The 20,825-nt window shown below is 46.0% G+C and carries 20 protein-coding genes and 1 tRNA gene; 3 read left to right on the top strand and 18 right to left on the bottom strand.

The window, feature by feature from the left end; genetic code table 11:
- Nucleotides 1-9: 9 nt before the first annotated feature.
- The 17 genes from cls to ABCM67_RS05555 form a co-directional block, all read right to left on the bottom strand.
- Nucleotides 10-1,566: a cardiolipin synthase gene (cls, locus tag ABCM67_RS05635; protein WP_195274218.1), complete on the bottom strand. Its 1,557-nt coding sequence runs from the start codon at nt 1,564-1,566 to the stop codon at nt 10-12.
- Between the two features lie 662 nt (nt 1,567-2,228).
- The gene (locus ABCM67_RS05630) at nt 2,229-2,636 is read right to left on the bottom strand and encodes a hypothetical protein (RefSeq protein ID WP_173739341.1); all 408 of its coding nucleotides are present in this window, start codon (nt 2,634-2,636) and stop codon (nt 2,229-2,231) included.
- A gap of 52 nt (nt 2,637-2,688) precedes the next feature.
- Nucleotides 2,689-3,345: a hypothetical protein gene (locus tag ABCM67_RS05625; RefSeq protein WP_173741423.1), complete on the bottom strand. Its 657-nt coding sequence runs from the start codon at nt 3,343-3,345 to the stop codon at nt 2,689-2,691.
- A gap of 109 nt (nt 3,346-3,454) precedes the next feature.
- Entirely contained in the window at nt 3,455-4,471 is a 1,017-nt protein-coding gene (locus ABCM67_RS05620; RefSeq protein WP_092068680.1) for an O-acetyl-ADP-ribose deacetylase, read from the bottom strand.
- Between the two features lie 614 nt (nt 4,472-5,085).
- Nucleotides 5,086-5,478: a 30S ribosomal protein S9 gene (rpsI, locus tag ABCM67_RS05615; protein WP_059086106.1), complete on the bottom strand. Its 393-nt coding sequence runs from the start codon at nt 5,476-5,478 to the stop codon at nt 5,086-5,088.
- Between the two features lie 16 nt (nt 5,479-5,494).
- Nucleotides 5,495-5,923 carry a 50S ribosomal protein L13 gene (rplM, locus tag ABCM67_RS05610; protein ID WP_021650595.1) on the bottom strand — a complete coding sequence of 143 codons (429 nt, stop codon included), beginning with the start codon at nt 5,921-5,923 and terminating at the stop codon, nt 5,495-5,497.
- A gap of 243 nt (nt 5,924-6,166) precedes the next feature.
- A complete protein-coding gene (gene truA / locus ABCM67_RS05605) occupies nt 6,167-6,904 on the bottom strand; it encodes a tRNA pseudouridine(38-40) synthase TruA (protein WP_021650594.1) in 738 nt (245 codons plus the stop codon).
- Nucleotides 6,905-7,061: 157 nt separating this feature from the next.
- Entirely contained in the window at nt 7,062-7,865 is an 804-nt protein-coding gene (locus ABCM67_RS05600) for an energy-coupling factor transporter transmembrane component T (RefSeq protein ID WP_015527359.1), read from the bottom strand.
- Nucleotides 7,862-8,749 (bottom strand): energy-coupling factor transporter ATPase, encoded by an 888-nt coding sequence (locus ABCM67_RS05595; RefSeq protein WP_015527360.1) that lies wholly within the window; start codon nt 8,747-8,749, stop codon nt 7,862-7,864. The genes ABCM67_RS05600 and ABCM67_RS05595 overlap by 4 nt, the downstream gene beginning before the upstream one ends.
- The gene (locus tag ABCM67_RS05590) at nt 8,734-9,585 is read right to left on the bottom strand and encodes an energy-coupling factor transporter ATPase (RefSeq protein ID WP_059086107.1); all 852 of its coding nucleotides are present in this window, start codon (nt 9,583-9,585) and stop codon (nt 8,734-8,736) included. Before ABCM67_RS05590 ends, ABCM67_RS05595 begins: the two co-directional genes overlap by 16 nt.
- 14 nt (nt 9,586-9,599) lie before the next feature.
- The gene (yihA, locus tag ABCM67_RS05585; protein ID WP_015527362.1) at nt 9,600-10,211 is read right to left on the bottom strand and encodes a ribosome biogenesis GTP-binding protein YihA/YsxC; all 612 of its coding nucleotides are present in this window, start codon (nt 10,209-10,211) and stop codon (nt 9,600-9,602) included.
- A 69-nt stretch (nt 10,212-10,280) separates the two neighbouring features.
- Entirely contained in the window at nt 10,281-12,593 is a 2,313-nt protein-coding gene (gene lon, locus ABCM67_RS05580) for an endopeptidase La (protein ID WP_173741422.1), read from the bottom strand.
- Between the two features lie 17 nt (nt 12,594-12,610).
- Entirely contained in the window at nt 12,611-13,924 is a 1,314-nt protein-coding gene (gene clpX, locus ABCM67_RS05575) for an ATP-dependent Clp protease ATP-binding subunit ClpX (RefSeq protein WP_022426169.1), read from the bottom strand.
- Nucleotides 13,925-14,035: 111 nt separating this feature from the next.
- On the bottom strand, nt 14,036-14,617 hold the full coding sequence (gene clpP / locus ABCM67_RS05570) for an ATP-dependent Clp endopeptidase proteolytic subunit ClpP (RefSeq protein ID WP_015527365.1): 582 nt from the start codon (nt 14,615-14,617) through the stop codon (nt 14,036-14,038).
- 24 nt (nt 14,618-14,641) lie between these two features.
- Nucleotides 14,642-15,928 (bottom strand): trigger factor, encoded by a 1,287-nt coding sequence (tig, locus tag ABCM67_RS05565; protein WP_015527366.1) that lies wholly within the window; start codon nt 15,926-15,928, stop codon nt 14,642-14,644.
- Nucleotides 15,929-16,084: 156 nt separating this feature from the next.
- The gene (locus ABCM67_RS05560) at nt 16,085-17,365 is read right to left on the bottom strand and encodes an InlB B-repeat-containing protein (RefSeq protein ID WP_092068695.1); all 1,281 of its coding nucleotides are present in this window, start codon (nt 17,363-17,365) and stop codon (nt 16,085-16,087) included.
- Nucleotides 17,362-17,919 carry a DJ-1 family glyoxalase III gene (locus tag ABCM67_RS05555; RefSeq protein ID WP_092068762.1) on the bottom strand — a complete coding sequence of 186 codons (558 nt, stop codon included), beginning with the start codon at nt 17,917-17,919 and terminating at the stop codon, nt 17,362-17,364. The genes ABCM67_RS05560 and ABCM67_RS05555 overlap by 4 nt, the downstream gene beginning before the upstream one ends.
- A 182-nt stretch (nt 17,920-18,101) precedes the next feature.
- Between ABCM67_RS05555 and ABCM67_RS05550 the strand changes: the two genes are divergently transcribed.
- The 3 genes from ABCM67_RS05550 to proC all read left to right on the top strand — a co-directional run bounded on the left by ABCM67_RS05550 (nt 18,102) and on the right by proC (nt 19,594).
- Nucleotides 18,102-18,551 carry a CYTH domain-containing protein gene (locus ABCM67_RS05550; protein ID WP_173740657.1) on the top strand — a complete coding sequence of 150 codons (450 nt, stop codon included), beginning with the start codon at nt 18,102-18,104 and terminating at the stop codon, nt 18,549-18,551.
- 109 nt (nt 18,552-18,660) lie between these two features.
- A tRNA-Gly gene (locus ABCM67_RS05545) sits at nt 18,661-18,731 on the top strand.
- Between the two features lie 68 nt (nt 18,732-18,799).
- Nucleotides 18,800-19,594, top strand: coding sequence for a pyrroline-5-carboxylate reductase (gene proC, locus ABCM67_RS05540; RefSeq protein ID WP_015527371.1), 795 nt, complete (start codon nt 18,800-18,802; stop codon nt 19,592-19,594).
- Nucleotides 19,595-19,684: 90 nt separating this feature from the next.
- Here the strand turns inward: proC and ABCM67_RS05535 are convergent, their stop codons facing one another.
- Entirely contained in the window at nt 19,685-20,707 is a 1,023-nt protein-coding gene (locus ABCM67_RS05535) for an aminotransferase class I/II-fold pyridoxal phosphate-dependent enzyme (protein WP_022426165.1), read from the bottom strand.
- Between the last annotated feature and the right edge of the window lie 118 nt (nt 20,708-20,825).

The raw sequence follows: 20,825 nt of genomic DNA, 5'->3' as shown, positions 1-20,825 counted from the left end.
ACCTCTTCCTTACAATAATCCTGCAAACAATCTCATGAAAAGCTGTCCCAGACGAAGATATGCACTGCGTCCTGTCCGGTATTGTTCTGTTACTTCACGACATTCCTTCATTGTTTCTTCTAGGTCATTTCTTATAGATAACACAGCCGGACTGTCTGCCATAAAGCATCCGTTTTCAAAATGATGATAAAGACTTCTGTAATCCAGATTTATGGTTCCGCAGGTTGCCATACAGTCATCTGCCACGCTCATCTTGGCGTGACAGAAGCCAGGTGTCCACTCGTAGATCCGCACTCCATTTTTAACCAGTCCATGATAAAAGGAACGTGTAACACTGTAAATCATTTTTTTATCCGGGATTCCCGGTGTAATGATCCTGACATCAACTCCCCTCTTTGCAGCAAGACACAGCGCATGTGTCATTTCATCCGTAATGATCAGATATGGCGTTATAAACCAGCAGTATTTTTCAGCTTTGTTGACCATGCTGATATAAACTTCCTCTCCTACCTGTTCATCATCCATTGGACTATCTGCATAAGGCTGTACAAATCCGTTCTGAGCTGCCTTATATTCTGATCTTATAAAATATTTGCTGAAATCCTCATTATTATTCCTGTCATTGGCTGCATTCCACATTTCAAGGAATGTTGCTGTCAGCGACTGAACTGCATCGCCTTCAAGACGGATCCCGGTATCCTTCCATTGTCCGTAAGGATTGGTGTAATTAAAATATTCATTTGCCAGATTATAGCCGCCTGTGAAAGCTACTTTTCCATCGATCACAGTTATTTTTCGATGATCACGGTTGTTCAGAAATACATTCAGACCCGGCATAAACGGATTAAATACCCGGCAGTGGATTCCGATCTGCTCCATCTTTTTTACAAAATCCGTATTAATAAAGCCAATAGAGCCCATATCATCATAAAATACTCGCACCTCCACGCCTGCCTGCACACGCTCCTCCAGCACTTTCTGGATCTTTTTCCAGGCCTCTGCATCTTCTATCGCATGGTATTCCATAAAAATAAACTTTTCAGCCTTTGCCAGTGCCGATAACTGTGCTTCTAATCCCTTTACCGCCTCATCATAATAAACAATATCCGTATTCTGGTATACGGGATAACCTGCATTTTTCCAAATATACTCACTGATATTTCCTGCTTTGGGGATTTTATTTTTGATATTTTCCAGTTTTTCCCGATTGTCCGGCAGAAACGGCAGAAGCTTTCTGTCGATATCCGCATATCGTTCTCGCATTTTACGGGTTCCGCCATTTAATCCGATCAGCAGATACAGTGCTACACCCATGATTGGAAACACAAGTATCAGAATGATCCACGGCATTTTCATGGAAGAGGTCTGATCGGATGCATATAGTGCCAGAACCAGAATTCCTGCAAAGACTCTGGTCAGCAGATTAACGATCTCCGCATATTCATTCAGCCTTGTGATCACGATAATGATAAAAGCTGCTTCCAATAAAATACAAAGCACCGAAAAGCATAATCGAATGACACCGTTTTTCGTTTTTGCTCTGCCCTCCAGTGTATCCTGCTTCATAAAACCGCCCCTTTCTGCATTGAATGAGAATTTTCTGTTGTGCGTAAGCCTAACTGAATATTCCTGTTGCGTAATAAAATCAACAATTATCTTCTATACTGCAAACAGCGGAGCTCTGACCTGATGATTCCTTGTCCACTGTAATAAAAAATGAAATAAGAAGAAAGCCCTGGAAGCTGCAACTTCGAGGGCTTTTGCTTTTTTGTCCGCATGGACTTATAATCTCTTTGCCTGCGAGCATTATATCATACGCGATTTTTCTTCGCAATATACTCTGTATACTTTTTAAGGTGTTTCTGCTTTTACTGAACTCTTTGCTTCTATCATTGCAATAACTTTCTCCGCTGGATATAACAAAAAAGACCTTCTGCAACCTCAACGGAGAGATTTCCATGATAGAACAGCTCATTGCCGAAGCAACAGAATGTGATTTCAAAGTTGCTCTCGAAACGAATAAGCCAAAAACTGGTTAAAAAACACCCCTTTGATTTTCCAACGAGGCTTGTGACTATTGCAAGTCAACAAAATGCTTGTTTCTACACCCCTTGACCTTTCTTTCTTATTTATAATGAGAAAGAAAGAAAAAGAAAGGAAAGGCAACCTTTTCAAATCTGGATCGAACTGACAGAAGAGATTATCCAGAGGATGCAATCAGAGAATCTTTACTGAACAGCATTGTTCACCGTGATTACTCTTTCAGCGGAAGCAATCTGGTCAATATCTATGAGGATAAGGAATGTTACCGCTCCTTGAATCGTTCCTACATCATCAAGCAAAAGCGGGATAATCATTGTCATAAAGAAATTCAAACTTGCGTCCTCTTTTTCTACGAAGGAAGAAAGCTGATACCCTTGTTTCTTATCAGTCCATCTAAAGGCTGTAAAAGAAATAAAAGATATGATTGCTGCTAAAATCCATGTAGCACATAACAAAAACACAACAATCAGCACATTATTAAGGCGAACAAATTCTCCCCAATATGACTGATTTTCAGCAAGTTCGCTGACGGGGGTAAATTTGAAATTGCGTACAATAGTCAAAAAAGCCAATGGACTCAATGATTGCAGCATTAGCTTATGTTTCAAGCTTATCATTAGAAAAAAAACATATTCATCATTACGTCTAAATCCGCTTCGCGCAACGCCCTTTGTAGTCCTCGTCTATACGCTTTTTCCAATCTGCGCTCAGCGGGGCACTGCACCGGACAGAGCTGATTGCTTCGCTGACCACTTCATAATTCAACGCGGTTCCTTCACTGTCGCACTGATAGTTGACTGCACGATCTGCACCGATTCCGAACTGGCTTGCAGTCTCTACTGCGTCAATATTGGCACCAAGGAACAAAAACTCCCAACCGTATTTCGCTTTCTGCCGCTCGATCATCTGCTTCACTTTTTCGCTGTTGTACCGGCGGCTGGCATTTTCCATTCCGTCCGTAGTGATTACGAACATGGTGTGCTCCGGGACATCTTCCGGTCGTGCATACTTATGAACATTTCCAATGTGATGAATCGCACCGCCGATGGCATCTAAGAGTGCTGTGCATCCGCGAACCGTGTAGTCACGGTCAGTCATCGGTCGGATATCCTTTACATTTACACGGTCGTGCAGGACTTCGCTCACATTGTCAAACAGCACCGTTGAGATCAGTGCTTCGCCCTCTGCTTTTTTCTGCTGCTCAATCATGGAATTGAATCCGCCGATGGTATCCCGTTCCAATCCGCTCATGGAACCGCTGCGGTCTAAGATAAAAACGATCTCTGTTAAATTTTTTCTCATATGCTTGTCCTCCCAAAAGATTATGGCTGCTCAGTTTCGTACCTTACAGCCATAATATAGCGATTTTCTTTTGTGAAGTGGTCGCATAGAAAACGACATTTCTTTGTCCTTATGCCCCGATCAGGCTCTGGTCAAAAGCAAACAATGCCTCGTTGATTTCATACACATTGTAGTTTCCCCGTTCGACAAAATATTCTACAATGATATCGAATTTGCTCGAATGGGAAAGAGTAAATCCTGCCTTGCCGAGCATCTCCTGCATCTGGGCAAGCGGCAACTCCAAAGCGAGAGCAAATGCCAGCACTGTTGGTTTGGATGGCTTATAGAATTTATCAGAGCGAATTTTGGAAAAGAGTTTCCGGTCAATGTTTGCCTTCTTGTAACACTGGGCATCCGTCATGCCGCTTTCGTCAATCTTCCGCAGCAGCATTTCCGAAAAGCTCTCATCAATCTGCCCCAGTGCCTCCTCCAGAGATTGACTGCTGCAAGATTTACAGATTGCTTCGGACGGCAGCGGGGCAGATGCAGCTTCAAAGCAGGATTCCTCTGACAGCGCTTCAAGCCGCCGTCTCTGTTCTACTCGACTGTCGGTATGTTCATCCACATACCAGTCATCTATGTACGCCGCGATATCAGCAAACAGTTTTCCGCTAATCTGATATGCCTTCTTATCAAAGATAACGATGTAGACCATCATCTCATTTTCCAGCAAGAATGCACTGATGGTATCGACTGCAACCTTCAGAGCCTGGTCTTTTGGATAGCCGTAGATGCCGGAGGAAATCAGCGGAAAGGCCACCGACTGACAGCCATTTTCTTTTGCCAGGTTCAAAGATGTCCGATAACAGGATTCCAGAAGCTGTTGTTCCTGATGCTTGCCATCTCGCCAGCGCGGGCCGACTGCATGAATCACATATTTGCAGGGCAGGCGATATCCCTTTGTGATTTTTGCGCTGCCAGTCTCGCAGCCATGCAGCGTACTGCATTCTGCAAGCAGTTCCGGTCCGGCGGCACGATGAATGCAGCCGTCCACACCACCGCCGCCCAAAAGAGAAGTGTTGGCAGCATTGACGATTGCGTCAACGCGCATTTTTGTAATATCGTTTCTGATAATCTGTAACGGCATGAAGCATACCTCCCATTCGTCCGATCAGAGTCCTTGTCTGATCAAATATCTATTAAAGTGTCTCATACATTGCTTTCAATTTTTTCGGCGCTACACCGTTCCTGCAAATACACTGCCATAAAGGGCAAATATATTTGCTTCCCGTCCGTATTGTTCTATGCTATAATACTATTGTTGTCCAACCGAAACCCGGCAACGGGAGGAGGTGAACGTTATAGACACTTTAATTACCTTTATCATCACTGTTGCGGCAGGTGTTACTTGCCATCTCATCTGCAAATGGTTAGACAGACATGATAGGGACAACAAATAGCCTAGTGGTTTCTTATCCACTATAATAAAATAAGAAGAAAGCCCAAGAAGCTGCAACTTCAAGGGCTTTCACTCTTTTTGTTATAAACACTTTAATACCTTTTGCCTACTGGCATTATATCATACGCAATTTTTCTTTGCAATATACTTAATATATTTTTTAAGGTGTTTTGTGCGCTACGTGTGTTCTACACTTCAAAATCGCCCACTTTTTTAGAAAATCCAAGAACTTTCAGGCATAAAAAAACCCCGGAAAATCAAAAACTTCCGAGGTTTTGATAAATTTCCGTATTCGATTGGAATTATCGCTTGCTGAACTGCGGAGCGCGACGAGCTGCTTTGAGACCGTATTTCTTACGCTCTTTCATACGTGGATCACGTGTAAGGAATCCAGCAGCTTTAAGAGCTGGTCTGTAGTCTTTGTCTGCCTCAAGGAGTGCTCTGGAAAGACCATGACGGATTGCTCCAGCCTGTCCTGTGTATCCACCGCCGTGAACATTAACGATCACGTCGAATTTACCCTCTGTCTCTGTTAAAGCCAGTGGCTGACGAACGATAACCTTCAGAGTCTCAAGTCCGAAGTACTCATCGATGTCTCTTTTATTGATAGTGATTTTACCTGTTCCAGGTACCAGGTAAACTCTTGCGATTGATTTCTTTCTTCTTCCTGTTCCGTAGAATTTTGCGCTAGCCAATGTTTTCTACCTCCTATTAAAATGTTAAAACTTCAGGCTTCTGAGCCTCATGTTTGTGCTCTGGTCCTGCATATACGAAAAGTTTCTTGTTCATAGCTCTTCCAAGAGGTCCTTTCGGAAGCATTCCCTTAACTGCGAGCTCGATAACCTTCTCAGGTTTCTTTGCTAACATTTCTTTTAATGTGGTTTCTTTCATTCCACCAACATAGTCGGAGTGGTTATAATAAATCTTCTGCTCAAGCTTCTTGCCTGTAACTTTGATCTTATCAGCGTTTACAACGATTACATAATCTCCTGTGTCAACGTGCGGTGTAAACTGAGGTTTGTTCTTTCCTCTTAAAACACTTGCAACACCGGATGCCAGACGTCCCAGAGTGCAACCCTCTGCGTCAACTACATACCATTTTCTTTCGATTTTATCCGGATTAGCCATATAAGTCTGCATGGTCCTACCTCCTGTTATTTATCAACGATAATGTTTCTCAAACCGCGGTACTTCCGCGAAAAAAAGTAAATGGAAACGCGGGTGCAAAATAAATCGCGGAAATGTCCGAAACCGCTGATAAAATGCCGTCGCCGGGGCTATTGGCTCAAGCATCTTCGCACTACGTCACATTGATTTATTATATTATAAGGCACCTTGCCTGTCAACTGTTTTTTCCTGTAATTTTCAACAAAATTCCTGTTTTCAGAAAAACTCGATTCCCATCAGCGTCAACCCCTGAGCCGGAGCTGTGGGGCCTGCTGCCCCGCGGTCACAGGCTTTCAGGATCTTATCCATGCGTTCCGGCGGATACTGACCGTTTCCGATCTCGATCAGGGTTCCGGAAATGATACGCACCATATTGTAGAGGAAGCCTGTTCCTGAAATGCGAATGGTCACCATGTCACCATCTCTCCACACGTCCATGGAGGTCACGGTACGGATGGTGGTCTTCACCTGTGCGCCGGAGCCGCAGAAGCTAGCAAAATCATGGCGTCCGATCAGATAAGATGTTGCTTCCTTCATCTTATCCACATCCAGTTTATAATGGTAAAAATAAGAGTACAAACGCTCCGTTGGCACCGGAAAACGCCGGTTCAGGATACGATATTCATATGTTTTTTCACTGTCACAGTAACGGGGATGAAAATCCGGCTCCACCTCCTCAGAAAGCTGGATACGGATATCCTCCGGAAGTCTCTGGTTCAGTGCATAGGAAAATTTTTCCCCGGGGATCCTGGATTCGGTATCAAACACCGCCACATTTCCAAGAGCGTGCACTCCTGCATCTGTACGGCTGGCACCGATGGTCTCGATTTTTTCCCCAAGCAGCTCACTTAAGGTATCGTTTAAAACGCCCTGAATGGTGATTCCATTTGGCTGTGTCTGCCAGCCTGAGTACTTGGTTCCATCATAAGCTACAACAAGTCCTACTCGTTTCATAAAATATATTCCCTCCTGATACAGACATCCCTGCAGTACTTTCTATCCCAAAACAGACATACCGTCCTGCAAAATGCCTGCCTGATCCGGTTACAGTTCCGCTGTGCAAAATGCAACGCTTCGGACCGTTCCATGTCTGAGTACCGACAGGATTTGGCTACAGTCCCGCCACACGGAATGCAACACCCACCGCAAGATATGCCACAAGGATCCCATAGGCCGCATAATCTCTTTTTTCATAATGCAGCGGCTTCATTTGAGTTCTGTGCTCTCCACCATGGTAACACCTTGCTTCCATGGCCATTGCCAGATCATTGGCGCGGCGGAACGCCGAAATAAACAGCGGCACAAGAAGGGGTACCATATTTTTCGCCTTCTGGATCAGGTTTCCGTTTTCGAAATCTGCACCTCTGGCGATCTGTGCTTTCATGATCTTATCCGTCTCCTCCAGAAGGATCGGGATAAAGCGAAGGGCAATGGACATCATCATGGCGATCTCATGTACCGGCACCCGGATCTTGTTCAGCGGACGGAGCAGTCTCTCCAGACCATCTGTCAGCTGATTCGGCGTGGTAGTCAATGTCATGATGGAAGATCCGATCACAAGGTAAACAAGACGGATCGCCATTCTTCCTGCAAGAACAAGGCCTTCCCTTGTGACCTTGATGATCCCGAAACGCCACAGCACTTCGCCAGGCGTCAGGATGATATTGAACACAACCGTGATCAGAAGGATCATAACGATAGCCTTCAGACCCTTGAACATGAATTTCACCGGAACCTTGGATATTGCGATCATAGCTACCAGAAATGCTGTTGCCACCGCATATCCGAGAAATGTATGAAACAGGAACACAGAGATCAGAAATCCCAGAGTTCCCAGAAATTTGGTCCGTGGGTCCAGTCTGTGAAGAACGGATTTGGCCGGATAATACTGGCCAATGGTAATATCTCTGATCATTTTTCCGCCCCTCCTTTGTTCAGTAATGGAGAGTTCGCCTGCGCAAGTGCGGCAAGGATACTGTCTCTGGCTTCCTCCACCGTTGTGGCATCTGCATCCACATGCAGCCCATGTTCCTTCAGCGCATGCATGATATAAGTGATCTGCGGTGCGGCAAGTCCCATGGTTTCCAGTTCCTTATAATGGGAAAAAACCTTCTTCGGCTCATCATCAAATACAGCTTCTCCGTGATTCATAACAATGAGGCGCTCCACGTATTTCGCAATATCCTCCATGCTGTGGGAAACCAGAACAATGGTTATCCCTCGCACCTTATGAAGCTCTGCGATCTGATCCAGGATATCATCCCTGCCCTTCGGGTCAAGCCCTGCTGTGGGCTCGTCCAGGATCAGGATCTTCGGGTTCATGGCAAGAACCCCTGCAATAGCTACCCTTTTTTTCTGGCCTCCGGAAAGCTCAAAGGGTGATTTCTTGAAATTGGACTCTTTTACTCCAACCTGAGTCAGAGCCTGCTTCGCTTCTTTCTCTGCTTCTTCCCTGGAAAGTCCCTGATTCATAGGTCCGAAGCATACATCTGAGATCACATCATTTTCAAACAGCTGATGCTCCGGGTACTGGAACACCAGACCAACCTCGCTGCGGAGCTGTTTCCGGTCATATTTCTCAGCCCACACATCTTCTCCGTTATACAGAACCTGGCCGGATGTTGGCTGTACCAGCGCATTCAGATGCTGGATCAGCGTGGATTTTCCGCTTCCTGTGTGTCCGATGATCCCGATAAACTGGCCGTCCGGGATTACAAGGCTGACATCCTTCAGCGCATGGCTCTCATAGGCTGTCCCGGGGCTGTAGGTATAGGTTACATTTTTTAATTCGATTGACATAATGCGCTCACCAGCTCCTCTGTAGTCAGTATTCCATCCGGAACATCCACGCCGGATTTCTTCAGTTCATATGCAAGAAGTGTTACCTGTGGTACATCCAGTCCATACGCCTTAAGGGTATCCACCTGGGAAAAAATCTCTTTGGGATTTCCCTGCATCACAACATTTCCGCTGTCCATGACATAAACACGGTCAGCATGGATCACTTCCTCCATGTAATGGGTGATCAGAATGACTGTTACCTTTTCCTTACGGTTCAGCTCCCGCACTGCCTCCAGGACTTCCTTTCTTCCGTTAGGATCCAGCATGGCGGTAGGCTCATCCAGAATGATGCACCGCGGGCGCATGGCCATCACGCCTGCAATAGCCACTCTCTGCTTCTGCCCTCCGGAAAGCTTGTTTGGGGACTGATAACGATAGGCTGTCATACCGACTTTTTCCAGGCTGTCATTCACCCGTTTCCAGATATCATCTGTAGGAACTCCCATATTTTCCGGACCAAAGCCTACATCCTCTTCCACAACGGTTCCTATGATCTGGTTATCCGGATTCTGAAATACCATTCCTGCCTTCTGGCGTACCTTCCAGAGTTTGGTCTCTCTGGCGGTATCGATCCCGTCCACCAGCATCGTTCCCTCTGTTGGGATCAGAAGCGCATTCATATGCTTCGCCAGTGTGGATTTTCCAGATCCGTTATGTCCCAGAACTGCCACAAATTCTCCTGCTTTAATGTCCAGGTCCACATCATTGACTGCACGCTGCATGTCTACCACATTGCCGTCATCATCGTATCTCTGATAGTCAAATCCCAGCTTAAGCGCCTTGATAATTCCCATCTTTTCTGCTCTCCTTAATCCTCTGTAGCTGCCGGTTCACCAAGGCCGGTCAACTCATCGATCAGTGCCCATATCTCGTCTCTTCCCTGCTTCGTCTCCGCAGAAAACGGAAGGATCTTTCCCTCTTTCGGAAGGCCCAGTCCGATGCGGATCTCCTTCAGGCTTTTTGCCACCTGGCTGCGTTTCAGCTTGTCAAGTTTGGTCGCGATGATCACCGGCTCATATCCGTTGTGACAGATCCAGTCATACATCTGCTTGTCATTGGCGGAAGGCTTGTGGCGGATATCCACCAGGAGAAAAACCGCACGGAGCTCTTTGGAATTATGAAGATAGCCCTCGATCATTTTTCCCCATTTTTCCTTCTCTGCTGCAGAAACCTTGGCGTAGCCGTAGCCCGGCAGGTCTACGAGATACATTGCCTCATTAATGTTATAAAAATTGATCGTCTGTGTTTTTCCCGGCTGTGCGCTGGTTCTTGCCAGGGCCTTGCGGTTCATCAGACCATTGATCAGGGAGGATTTCCCTACATTTGATTTTCCCGCAAAAGCTACCTCCGGCCTTCCTGTGTCCGGGATCTTGCTTGTGATGCCGCAGACGATATCCAGCGATACGTTTTTGATTACCATTCGTTATTCCTCCCTTTTCTTTTAAAAGCCCTGTCCTGAAGGTCAGGGCAGGGTTTTTCTGTTTTTTGTTTATGCAAGAGCTTCACCGAGAACTTCTTTCATGTTATCCACAAACCGGATATTCAGTCCCTGGATGATCTCTCTGTCCATCTCCTCGATATCCGGACGATTTTTCTCCGGAACAAGGACTTCTTTGATCCTGGCATATTTAGCTGCAAGCAGCTTCTCTTTCAGTCCGCCGATCGGAAGCACACGGCCTCTTAAGGTGATCTCACCGGTCATGGCAAGATCCGCACGTACCGGTTTTTCGATAATTGCAGACAGCATGGCAGTTGCCATTGTAATACCGGCAGACGGGCCATCCTTCGGAACGGCACCCTCCGGAATATGTACATGCATATCATGCTTCTGGAAAAATTCCGGATCGATCTCATATTGGTCAGAAACCGAACGGATATAACTGATACCTGCCTGTGCAGATTCCTTCATCACATCTCCAAGCTGTCCGGTAAGAAGCAGCTCGCCTTTTCCGGGCATGATATTGACTTCGATCTGCAGGGTATCACCGCCTACCTGTGTCCATGCAAGACCGCGGGCGATCCCGATCTCATCCTTCTCATTGGCCATCAGATAGTTATATCGTTCTTTGCCAAGGAATCTGGAAATATTTCTGGATGTGACAACTACCTTATCCTTACCCTCTTCCATGATAGCACGTGCAGTTTTTCTGCAGATACGTCCGATGCTTCTCTCCAGAGAACGGACTCCTGCTTCCTTGGTATAGTTGTTGATCAGCTTGCCAAGAGCTGCCGGCTGGATCACCAGCTTGCCTTCCGGAATACCGTTGATCTCCATCTGCTTCGGGATCAGATGTTCCCTTGCGATATGTTCCTTCTCATTTTCCGTATATCCCGGGATTTCCATCAGCTCCATACGGTCAAGAAGAGGTCTCGGGATTCCCTGAACATCATTTGCAGTGGCAATAAACAGTACCTCGGAAAGATCCTGGGGAATCTCCACATAGTGATCATTGAACTTACTGTTCTGCTCCGGATCCAGAACCTCCAGAAGTGCTGCGGAGGTATCTCCTTTATAATCGCTGCTGGTCTTGTCGATCTCATCAAGAAGCATCAGCGGGTTGCTGACTCCGGCTTCCTTCAATGCGACTGTGATCCTTCCTGGCATGGCACCGACGTAAGTCTTTCTGTGGCCACGGATCTCTGCCTCATCACGGACACCTCCAAGACAGATGCGGACGTATTTCTTGTTCATGGCCTCTGCCACAGAACGTGCAATGGAAGTTTTTCCGGTTCCCGGAGGTCCCACCAGACAGAGGATTGGACTCTTTCCCTTGTGGGTCAGCTTACGTACAGCAAGAAATTCCATGATACGCTCTTTGACCTCTTTCAGTCCGTAATGACCCTCTTCCAAAACCTTCCATGCGTTCTCAAGATCCTCGGAATCCTCGGATTTCTTATTCCACGGAAGTGCAAGAACGGTTTCCAGATAGCCTCTCTGCACCGTTGCCTCTGCAGCACTGGCTGCCATTCCTTTAAAACGGCTGATCTCCTTAGAAATCTTCTCTTTTACTTCATCAGATGCATCCAGCTCCTTCAGCTGTTTTTTAAATTCATCGATATCATCAGCAGTATTCTCCTCGCCCAGCTCCTCACGGATGGTTTTCAGCTGTTCCCGGAGGATATACTCTCTCTGATTCTTGTCGATATGGGATTTCACCTTGCGCTGAAGATCTTTGGTGATATGGATCACCTCGATCTCGCTGCCAAGAAGCGCTCCAAGGATCTCATAACGGTCATTCAAAGACACTGCTTCCAGAAGCTTCTGCTTGTTCTGATACGCCATCGGAAGATTTACTGCGATCTGGTCGATAGTTTCCTGCACATCTTCGATGTTCATGATCTGGGTTACCAGATCCTTGCTTACTTTTCCGCTTTCTCTGCAGTATCTCTGAAAAAGCTCCCGGATGCTGCGAAGCATGGCGTCCTTTACCGGTTCCGGGTAATCCTCTTCCTGTGCCGTAACGATCTCGCATTCCGCCTTCAGATATGGTTCCTCCTGCTCCAGGCCCAGAACCTCTGCCCTGTCCTGTCCCTCTACCAGAACCCGGTAAAGATCCTGCGGAAGCTTCACCACCTGCTTGATATAAGCGACGGTTCCTACCTGATACAGATCCGTAAGTTCCGGTATTTCCACCTCAGGATCCTTCTGTGTCAGCAGAAAGATCTTCTGGTCATGGAGCATGGCTGCTTCCACGGCACGGATAGATTTCTCCCTGCTCACATCAAAGTGTACGATCATATCCGGAAGGACTGTAGTCCCACGGAGAGCGATCATTGGCAATATATTGACCTGATTTGTCATTTATGTCATTCCCTTCATCAAGCTGTTTCCGGCTTGCCTTTCTTTCTCGAACGGGATGTTTTGCGTCCTGCTTTTTTTGCAGGAGCCTTGGCCTCCCCGTGGATGATCTCCGGCTCTCCGGTTCCCTCCACTGCCTCTTTTGTGACGATACACTTACGGATGGTGTCGTCCGATGGTGTCTTGTACATCAGATCCATCAGGGTATGCTCCATGATGGCACGAAGTCCTCTGGCACCTGTTTTTCTCTCAAGAGATTTCCGGGCAACTGTCTCAAGTGCTTCATCCTGGAACTCAAGCTGCACGCCATCCAGCTCAAAAAGCTTGTCGTACTGTTTTGTGAGGGAATTCTTAGGCTCCTTCAGAATACGGATCAGTGCTTCTTCATCCAGAGAATCCAAGGTTACCACGACCGGAACTCGTCCGATAAACTCCGGGATCAGACCGAATTTAATAAAGTCCTCCGGCATAACCTCCTTCAGAACTTCGCCCACATTGCGGTCTTCCTTCTCGGAAACCTCTGCTCCGAAACCAATGGATTTGGTATCCTGTCTTGCCTCGATGATCTTCTCCAGTCCGTCAAAAGCACCACCGCAAATGAACAGGATGTTTGTAGTATCGATCTGGATAAATTCCTGATGAGGATGCTTTCTTCCTCCCTGAGGAGGTACGCTTGCAACGGTTCCTTCCAGAATTTTCAGAAGTGCCTGCTGTACGCCCTCACCGGACACATCTCTGGTGATGGAGGTATTCTCGGATTTTCTTGTGATCTTATCGATCTCATCGATATAGATGATTCCGTACTGGGCACGCTCAATATCGTAATCGGCTGCCTGAATGATCTTCAGAAGAATGTTCTCAACATCCTCGCCAACATAACCTGCCTCTGTGAGAGTAGTGGCATCTGCGATGGCAAAAGGAACATTCAGCAGTCTTGCCAGTGTCTGTGCAAGAAGTGTCTTACCGGAACCGGTCGGACCAAGCATCAGGATATTACTCTTCTGCAGCTCCACGTCCAGGTTTCTTGAAGCAAGAATCCTCTTGTAATGATTGTAAACAGCTACGGAAAGTGCCTTCTTGGCATCATCCTGTCCGATCACATACTCATCCAGGATACTGTGGATCTCTTCCGGTTTCAGAAGGTTGATCCCTGTTTCATAATCTGCCTCATGATCATACATACTGAATTCTTCTTCCATGATCTCGGAGCAGATCCCGATACATTCATCACAAATATATGCTCCATCCGGACCTGCGATCAGCTTGCGTACCTGATCTTCAGTCTTATGGCAAAAGGAGCATCTTACCTTTCCTTCTTTTACTTTATCTGCCATATCTTTTTGTTTCCTTTCTAAGCGTAAATGTCCGTCTCTCGCAGACATTTAAAATTCCTTTTTAAAGCAAGATAAGACTCCTGTGTCTTTACAGGAGTCTTTTCTTACGCATTATTTGTGGATCACAACACCGTCGATCAGGCCGTATGCCTTAGCTTCTTCCGCTGTCATATAGTTGTCACGGTCAGTATCTTTTTCCACAATCTCAAGAGGCTGTCCGGTATTCGCAGAAAGAATCTCGTTCAGCTTCTTTTTGGTTTTTGCGATCTGGTCAGCTACGATCTGGATCTCTGTAGCCTGCCCCTGTGCACCGCCTGATGGCTGATGGATCATGATCGTCGAATTCGGCAGTGCATATCTCTTGCCTTTGGCACCGGAGGACAGGAGGAAAGCTCCCATGCTGGCTGCCATTCCAAGGCAGATCGTAGATACATCGCACTTGATATACTGCATTGTATCATAAATTGCCATTCCGGCAGTTACAGAACCACCCGGGCTGTTGATATAAAGCTGGATATCCTTGGAAGGATCTTCTGCTTCCAGGAAGAGAAGCTGCGCAACGATCAGGTTCGCACTGACATCGTTTACCTCTTCTCCAAGGAAAATGATTCGGTCCTTAAGAAGTCTTGAATAGATATCATAACTTCTTTCTCCTCTGCTGGTCTGCTCAATGACGTAAGGTACTAAACTCATTTTGCCCTCCATTTCCGAGGTTTATTACGCCTCTACAGCTGCATCGGCAACTAATGTAACAGCTTTCTGAACAGCCATATCTTTCTTCATCTGCTCCATCTCGTTCTCACCGATGAGATCTTTTAATTTGTCTGCTTCCATCTTGTACATCTCTGCCATCTTGGAGATCTCTTCGTTAACCTCTTCCTCTGTTGGCTGGATGTTCTCTACCTCAGCGATCTTCTCAAGAACAAGTCTTGTCTGGATTCTCTTAAGAGCCTGTGGCTTCATGTCTTCCATCATCTTGTCAACGCTCTGGCCTGTGAACTGGAAGTACTGCTCCATGGAAAGACCCTGGGACTGCATTCTTCTTGCGAAATCGTCAAGCATCTGACGTGTCTGTGTCTCGATCATTGCCTCCGGAATATCCATCTGTGCATTCTCGATCACTTTATCTACTGCTGCATCTTCTTTTGCACGACGTGCATCTTCTGCTTTCTTCTCTGTCAGGTTCTTCTTAACGTCTTCCTTGTACTCAGCAAGTGTATCAAACTCAGATACATCCTTAGCGAAGTCATCGTCAAGCTCCGGAAGCTCTTTTGCTTCGATCTTCTTAACATCGCACTGGAATACAGCTTCTTTGCCAGCCAGCTCTTTTGCCTGATACTCCTCCGGGAATGTAACCTTAACTTCTACGTGATCACCTGTGTTAGCACCAACAAGCTGCTCCTCGAATCCCGGGATGAAGGTGTTGGAACCAAGTGTCAGCGGATAGTCTGTTCCTTTACCGCCCTCGAATGCCTCACCATCTACGAAGCCCTCGAAATCGATAGTTGCTGTATCGCCGTTCTGTGCTGCACGATCCTCAACTGTGATGGTTCTGGAGTTTTTCTCCTGCTCTTTCTTAAGCTCAGCCTCAACTTCCTCGTCTGTTACCTCTGTCTCAGACTTCGGAACCTCAAGTCCTTTATAGTCACCAAGAGTTACCTCTGGTTTAGTAGCTACTTCTGCTGTAAAGATAAATGGTTTGCCAGGCTCAACCTGTGTTACATCGATCTTAGGCTGGGAAACGATCTCAAGATCACACTCAGCAAGTGCTTTGCTGTAATGCTCAGGGATCAGAGCGTTTGCAGCGTCCTCAAGGAATACTCCCTTTCCGTACATCTGCTCGATCATTTTTCTTGGAGCTTTTCCTTTACGGAATCCCGGAATAGAAATTCTGCCTTTTGCTTTCTGATATGCATTCTGCATTGCTTTGTCAAGATCCTCGGCGGAAACCTCGATTGTAAGTTTCGCCATGTTTTTCTCCATTTTCTCCACCTGTAAACTCATGTTTCTTGTTCCTCCTTAATCATATCGAGTAAATACCTTATATAAAATAGTTAACACTCGCATTATATATTTACAGTCATTTCTGTAGTATAGCATAACCACTGTAAAAACGCCAGTATTTTTTTCAGTTTTCCATATGTCCCCACAGGGCATTTCTCAGCTGCCCACGTCCTCAATGTTAAAGTAATTTTCTGTCTTTCTTATGTTGTTAAGACAAAATGTAAAAATCCTTTTATAAGTTTTAGGCGTATAATGAACACCATCGTCTGTACCGTCTCCCGTATTGGATACAGTACCATATCCGGTCCGCATCAGATAACTGTAAACATCAATATAGTGGTACTGACTTCCAAGCTCACCGGCAAGACCGCTGTTAAAAGTCCGGACATCCTCACATTTACGATTCTTGGTACTTCCCTTTTCCCCTCCATTGATCGGATTCACAGACATATAATACAGACTGCAGTTTTTCATGGAAAGCTTTGTTCCCAGCTTTTTCATATAAGACACGTACTGTGAGAGTCTATCATTCAGATCCTGTTTTCCGTTAATATCTCTGAGATCATTGATACCATGATTAAACACCACTGCGATCTTTGCGTATTTTTCATTTTTACGACATTTTTCTATTTCTTTCAAAAGAGCCTGTGCGCCCGTTGACTTCAGCCAGCCCAGTTCCGTATTAGAACAGCATACAAAGCTGACATGGCTGTCCACATACTCCTTTCCAAACTGTTCGTACAATACCTTCTGAAGACCATATGTCCTGGAATCTCCCACAAAGATGATCCTTTCGTAATTCTCAGGATAATGAAAGCTGTTCCTGACCAGATTCGGTTCCTGATACCGCCAGAATCTCACCGCATAGAGATGCATGGTCCCACTGACTGTGATCACCTGTCCGGCTTCATACCTTGGTGCGGTCTTCTGACCTGCCCTGGTAGACCATCCAAGGAATGTATAATTCTCTTCATTGGCCATCACCGGCAATTTCATTTTTCCGCTTGGAGCCTGGATGATCTTGTAGATATCTCCGTCATTCCTGTGCAGGATCAGTTTGGGATTATTCTTCTTTTTTATCACTGCATAAAACGTTACATTTCTTTTTACAAAATATTTTTTTCCCGGCTTATATCCTGCCTCCGCTCCTCCTTTTTTCAGAGACCATCCTTCTGCCTGATATCCTGCTGGGACCTGCGGCACTTTGGGAATCGTGATCATGGAACCATATTTCTGTTTCTTTTCCAATTTTTTATATATAGCAGAGGAGGCTCCTCCACCTGACCTGAAAGATACGGAATACACTTTTTTGCAAGCATTCCCGAATGTATCATCCGACCAGTCAAAGCCGGCAGCTGACACCAAATTTCCTGTGGCTGTCATCAGTATAACAAAAAGCGCCACTACCCACAGGACCTGTTTCATCTCTTTTTTCATGCTCTTACATACACCACCGATTCAGCGATCTCTTCTGCCTTTGCGCTTCCCTCCAGCTGTCCGATCAGGGAAAGGCTGAAATCGATGGCTGTTCCAAGGCCTCTGCTGGTAGTTACATTTCCATCTACCACTACAGGCTCCAGAGATGTTCTGGCACTTTTAAGCTGTTCCATAACAGATGGGTACGATGTAGCATTTCTGCCTTTCAGGAATCCAAGTCTCTCGAATATACCTGGTGCCGCACAGATAGCTGCTACCTTGCCGCCATTCTGATAGAAATCTGTCAGAAGCTCAGTCAGCGGTTTATATTCCTCCAGATATTTTGTTCCCGGCATTCCTCCCGGAATTACAAGCATATCCGCATCGGAAAAATCACATTCTCCAAAGGTACGGTCTGTAAGAAGATCGATCCCATGAGAGGTTCTGATCTCTTTTGTCTCTTTGATAGATACTGTCTGGATGTCGATCCCGGCTCTTCTCATCAGATCTACCACGGTCAGTCCTTCAATATCTTCAAAACCATCTGCGAAAAAAATATATACTTTACTCATGATCCTGTTCATCCTTTCTTTTATAAAATCCATAAATATTTTCTGTATTCCCCATTCCCTTCCATAATGCTTTTTCCATCTGAAAATGTCAAGAAATTTCAACAAATATGCCATTGCAAATCCTGTTTTTTTCCTGTAGACTGAACATAATATCTTTTCATTTCACAAATCCGGAGGTTTTTTATATGGAGATCGAACGTAAATTTCTGATCCGGAAGGATGACCTTCCGCAGGATCTGGCTTCTTATCCCTGCCACAGGATCGAGCAGGGGTATCTTTGCACTTCCCCTGTCGTCCGCATCCGCCGGCAGGATGATGACTATTTTCTTACTTACAAATCCAAGGGTCTCATGAGCCGTGAAGAATATAATCTTCCGCTCACCGCTGAAGCCTATGAGCATCTGAAGCCTAAAGCAGACGGTATCCTCATTACCAAGGACCGCTATGTGATTCCGGAAAAAGACGGACTTTTTATTGAACTGGATGTGTTCCACGGAGAATACGAGGGAGTTCTTCTGGCTGAGGTGGAATTTCCTACAGAGGAAGCCGCCAATGCCTACACTGCGCCGGACTGGTTCGGAGAAGATGTAACTTATTCCACCAGATATCATAACAGTACCATGAGCCAGGGCTAGCAGAGCGATTACTGTTCACCCCGTTCTCAGTAACATGCTTCGCGATGCACAGAATTTATGCTAATCGCACTTGTATTTCTTATTTCAGGTGGTATAATTAGTAATGCAGGCAGATATAGTTCATCGGTAGAACATCAGCTTCCCAAGCTGAGGAGGCGGGTTCGATTCCCGTTATCTGCTTTCATTGCCAAAGAGGGCACGCAGTCAGGCGTGTCCTTTTTTATAAATTTCAAGGAGGATTTTTGTTTATGAAGATTGGATTTATCGGATGTGGAAATATGGCCTCTGCCATGATCGGCGGTATTCTCCGTCAGGGGATCTTTTCAAAGGACGAGATCATTGTTTCCAACCTTACAGACGAAGGCAGAGCGCGCAGTGAAAAAACTCTTGGTGTTGTCACCACTCTGGATAACAATGAAATAGTCAGATCTGCAAAAACTGTCGTTCTTGCAGTAAAGCCGCAGTTTTATGAGGAAGTTCTCACAGAGGTCCACGACAGTCTCACGACAGAGCACACCATCATCGGAATCGCTCCCGGCAAGACTCTTGCATGGCTGGAAGAAAAAGCCGGTCTTCCTCTGAAAGTTGTCCGTTTTATGCCTAATACTCCTGCACAGGTTGGGGCCGGAATGACTGCTGTATGTACCAATGACCGGGTTTCGGAAGACGAACTGGCAGAAATCCTTAAGATCACAGACAGCTTTGGCTGTACCGAAGTGGTACCGGAGCGTCTGATGGACGCCGCAGGCGCTGTAGGCGGCTGTTCACCGGCTTATGTGTTTATGTTTATCGAAGCCATGGCAGATGCCGCTGTCAGCCAGGGAATGCCTCGTAAGCAGGCTTATAAATTTGCTTCCCAGACTGTTCTCGGCAGCGCAAAAATGGTTCTGGAAACCGGCAGACACCCGGGAGACCTGAAAGACATGGTCTGCTCACCGGCAGGAACTACCATTGAAGGTGTCCGCACCCTGGAAAAGAGCGGCTTTCGCAGTGCCGTATTCGAAGCGCTTACCGCAGCTGCTGAGAAGGGTAAGAAGTTATAATTTTCGAAAACAAAAACTCCGTGAGGTCTGCATTCACCCGGACCTCACGGAGTTTTTCCATCTCATCTCTTTTATCGTCTGCCGACAGCCCTACAGCAACTCGATCAGCGCGTCAATATCTTCCATTTTTGTTCCCCAGCTTGTGGCAAAACGGATCACTGTATGATCTTCATCATATTTTTCCCAGAAATCAAACTGAACTTCTTTGCCCAGTTCTTCTTTCTTTTTATTTTCCAAAACTACAAACTGCTGGTTCGTGGGAGAATCTAGGAAAAGCTGATATCCTTTTTCCTGAAGGGCTCTTTTCAGCTTCATAGCTGTTTCAATAGCATTTTTGCTGATCCTTGTATACAGATCATCGGTAAACAGTGTGTCAAACTGGATTCCCAGAAGACGGCCTTTTGCCAGAAGGGCTCCCTGCTGCTTCACCATAGTCATAAAGTGCTTCGGAGCTTTTTTCGTAAAGACCACTGCCTCACCGCAGAGTGCACCGACCTTGGTTCCGCCGATGTAGAACACATCTGTACATCTGGCGATATCCTCAAGTGTCACATCTGCTTCCGGACTTACCAGACCGTAGCCAAGTCTTGCTCCGTCCAGAAACAGCGGAAGCTCGTATTTATGGCATACCTCGGAAATTTCCTCCAGCTCTTTCTTCGTATAAAGTGTTCCGTACTCTGTCGGATGGGAAATATAAACCATTCCCGGAAATACCATATGGTCGTGACTTTCATCCCCATAAAAAGTTTCCACATAATCTGTGATACTTTCTGCTTTGATCTTTCCGTTTTCTGCCGGAAGTGTCAGTACCTTATGTCCTGTATACTCGATTGCTCCGGCCTCATGACAGCTTACGTGTCCGGTCTGCGCCGCAAGAACACCTTCATAACGGTTCAGGACAGAACCTATGATCGTGGCATTGGTCTGAGTTCCTCCCACCAGGAAAAACACATCTGCATCCGGGCAGCCACAGGCTTTACGGATCTTCTCCTTTGCAGAATCACAGTATTTGTCTGTGCCATAGCCGGAAAGCTTCTCCATATTGGTTTCCAGAAGCTTCTGGAGGATCGCCGGATGGGCACCCTCGCAGTAATCGTTTACAAAAAATAACATTTTATTTTCTCCTCATCTGTATTTTCATTTTATTTGACACTCCCACAGCTAAAGCAGGGGGATTCTTGCTTCTCCCACTACTGCATTGGCAAACACCTTACGGTACTGCAATGTCTTA

It is taken from the genome of Blautia sp. 2227st1_G12_2227SCRN_220401 (genome assembly GCF_039062885.1).
In the GTDB taxonomy this organism is placed as follows: Bacteria; Bacillota; Clostridia; order Lachnospirales; family Lachnospiraceae; genus Blautia_A; species Blautia_A fusiformis.
Note: the sequence above shows the minus strand (reverse complement) of the source record. Positions and strands in the feature narration are given on the sequence as shown.

Coding starts and splice junctions, on each gene's coding strand:
- ABCM67_RS05625 (WP_173741423.1), bottom strand. CDS start 3,345: ATGAGAAAAAATTTAACAGAGATCGTTTTTATCTTAGACCGCAGCGGT.
- ABCM67_RS05600 (WP_015527359.1), bottom strand. CDS start 7,865: ATGATCAGAGATATTACCATTGGCCAGTATTATCCGGCCAAATCCGTT.
- clpX (WP_022426169.1), bottom strand. CDS start 13,924: ATGGCAGATAAAGTAAAAGAAGGAAAGGTAAGATGCTCCTTTTGCCAT.
- cls (WP_195274218.1), bottom strand. CDS start 1,566: ATGAAGCAGGATACACTGGAGGGCAGAGCAAAAACGAAAAACGGTGTC.
- tig (WP_015527366.1), bottom strand. CDS start 15,928: ATGAGTTTACAGGTGGAGAAAATGGAGAAAAACATGGCGAAACTTACA.
- clpP (WP_015527365.1), bottom strand. CDS start 14,617: ATGAGTTTAGTACCTTACGTCATTGAGCAGACCAGCAGAGGAGAAAGA.
- yihA (WP_015527362.1), bottom strand. CDS start 10,211: ATGGTAATCAAAAACGTATCGCTGGATATCGTCTGCGGCATCACAAGC.
- ABCM67_RS05595 (WP_015527360.1), bottom strand. CDS start 8,749: ATGTCAATCGAATTAAAAAATGTAACCTATACCTACAGCCCCGGGACA.
- lon (WP_173741422.1), bottom strand. CDS start 12,593: ATGACAAATCAGGTCAATATATTGCCAATGATCGCTCTCCGTGGGACT.
- ABCM67_RS05535 (WP_022426165.1), bottom strand. CDS start 20,707: ATGTTATTTTTTGTAAACGATTACTGCGAGGGTGCCCATCCGGCGATC.
- ABCM67_RS05550 (WP_173740657.1), top strand. CDS start 18,102: ATGGAGATCGAACGTAAATTTCTGATCCGGAAGGATGACCTTCCGCAG.
- ABCM67_RS05590 (WP_059086107.1), bottom strand. CDS start 9,585: ATGGGAATTATCAAGGCGCTTAAGCTGGGATTTGACTATCAGAGATAC.
- rplM (WP_021650595.1), bottom strand. CDS start 5,923: ATGCAGACTTATATGGCTAATCCGGATAAAATCGAAAGAAAATGGTAT.
- ABCM67_RS05560 (WP_092068695.1), bottom strand. CDS start 17,365: ATGAAAAAAGAGATGAAACAGGTCCTGTGGGTAGTGGCGCTTTTTGTT.
- truA (WP_021650594.1), bottom strand. CDS start 6,904: ATGAAACGAGTAGGACTTGTTGTAGCTTATGATGGAACCAAGTACTCA.
- ABCM67_RS05630 (WP_173739341.1), bottom strand. CDS start 2,636: ATGCTGCAATCATTGAGTCCATTGGCTTTTTTGACTATTGTACGCAAT.
- ABCM67_RS05620 (WP_092068680.1), bottom strand. CDS start 4,471: ATGCCGTTACAGATTATCAGAAACGATATTACAAAAATGCGCGTTGAC.
- proC (WP_015527371.1), top strand. CDS start 18,800: ATGAAGATTGGATTTATCGGATGTGGAAATATGGCCTCTGCCATGATC.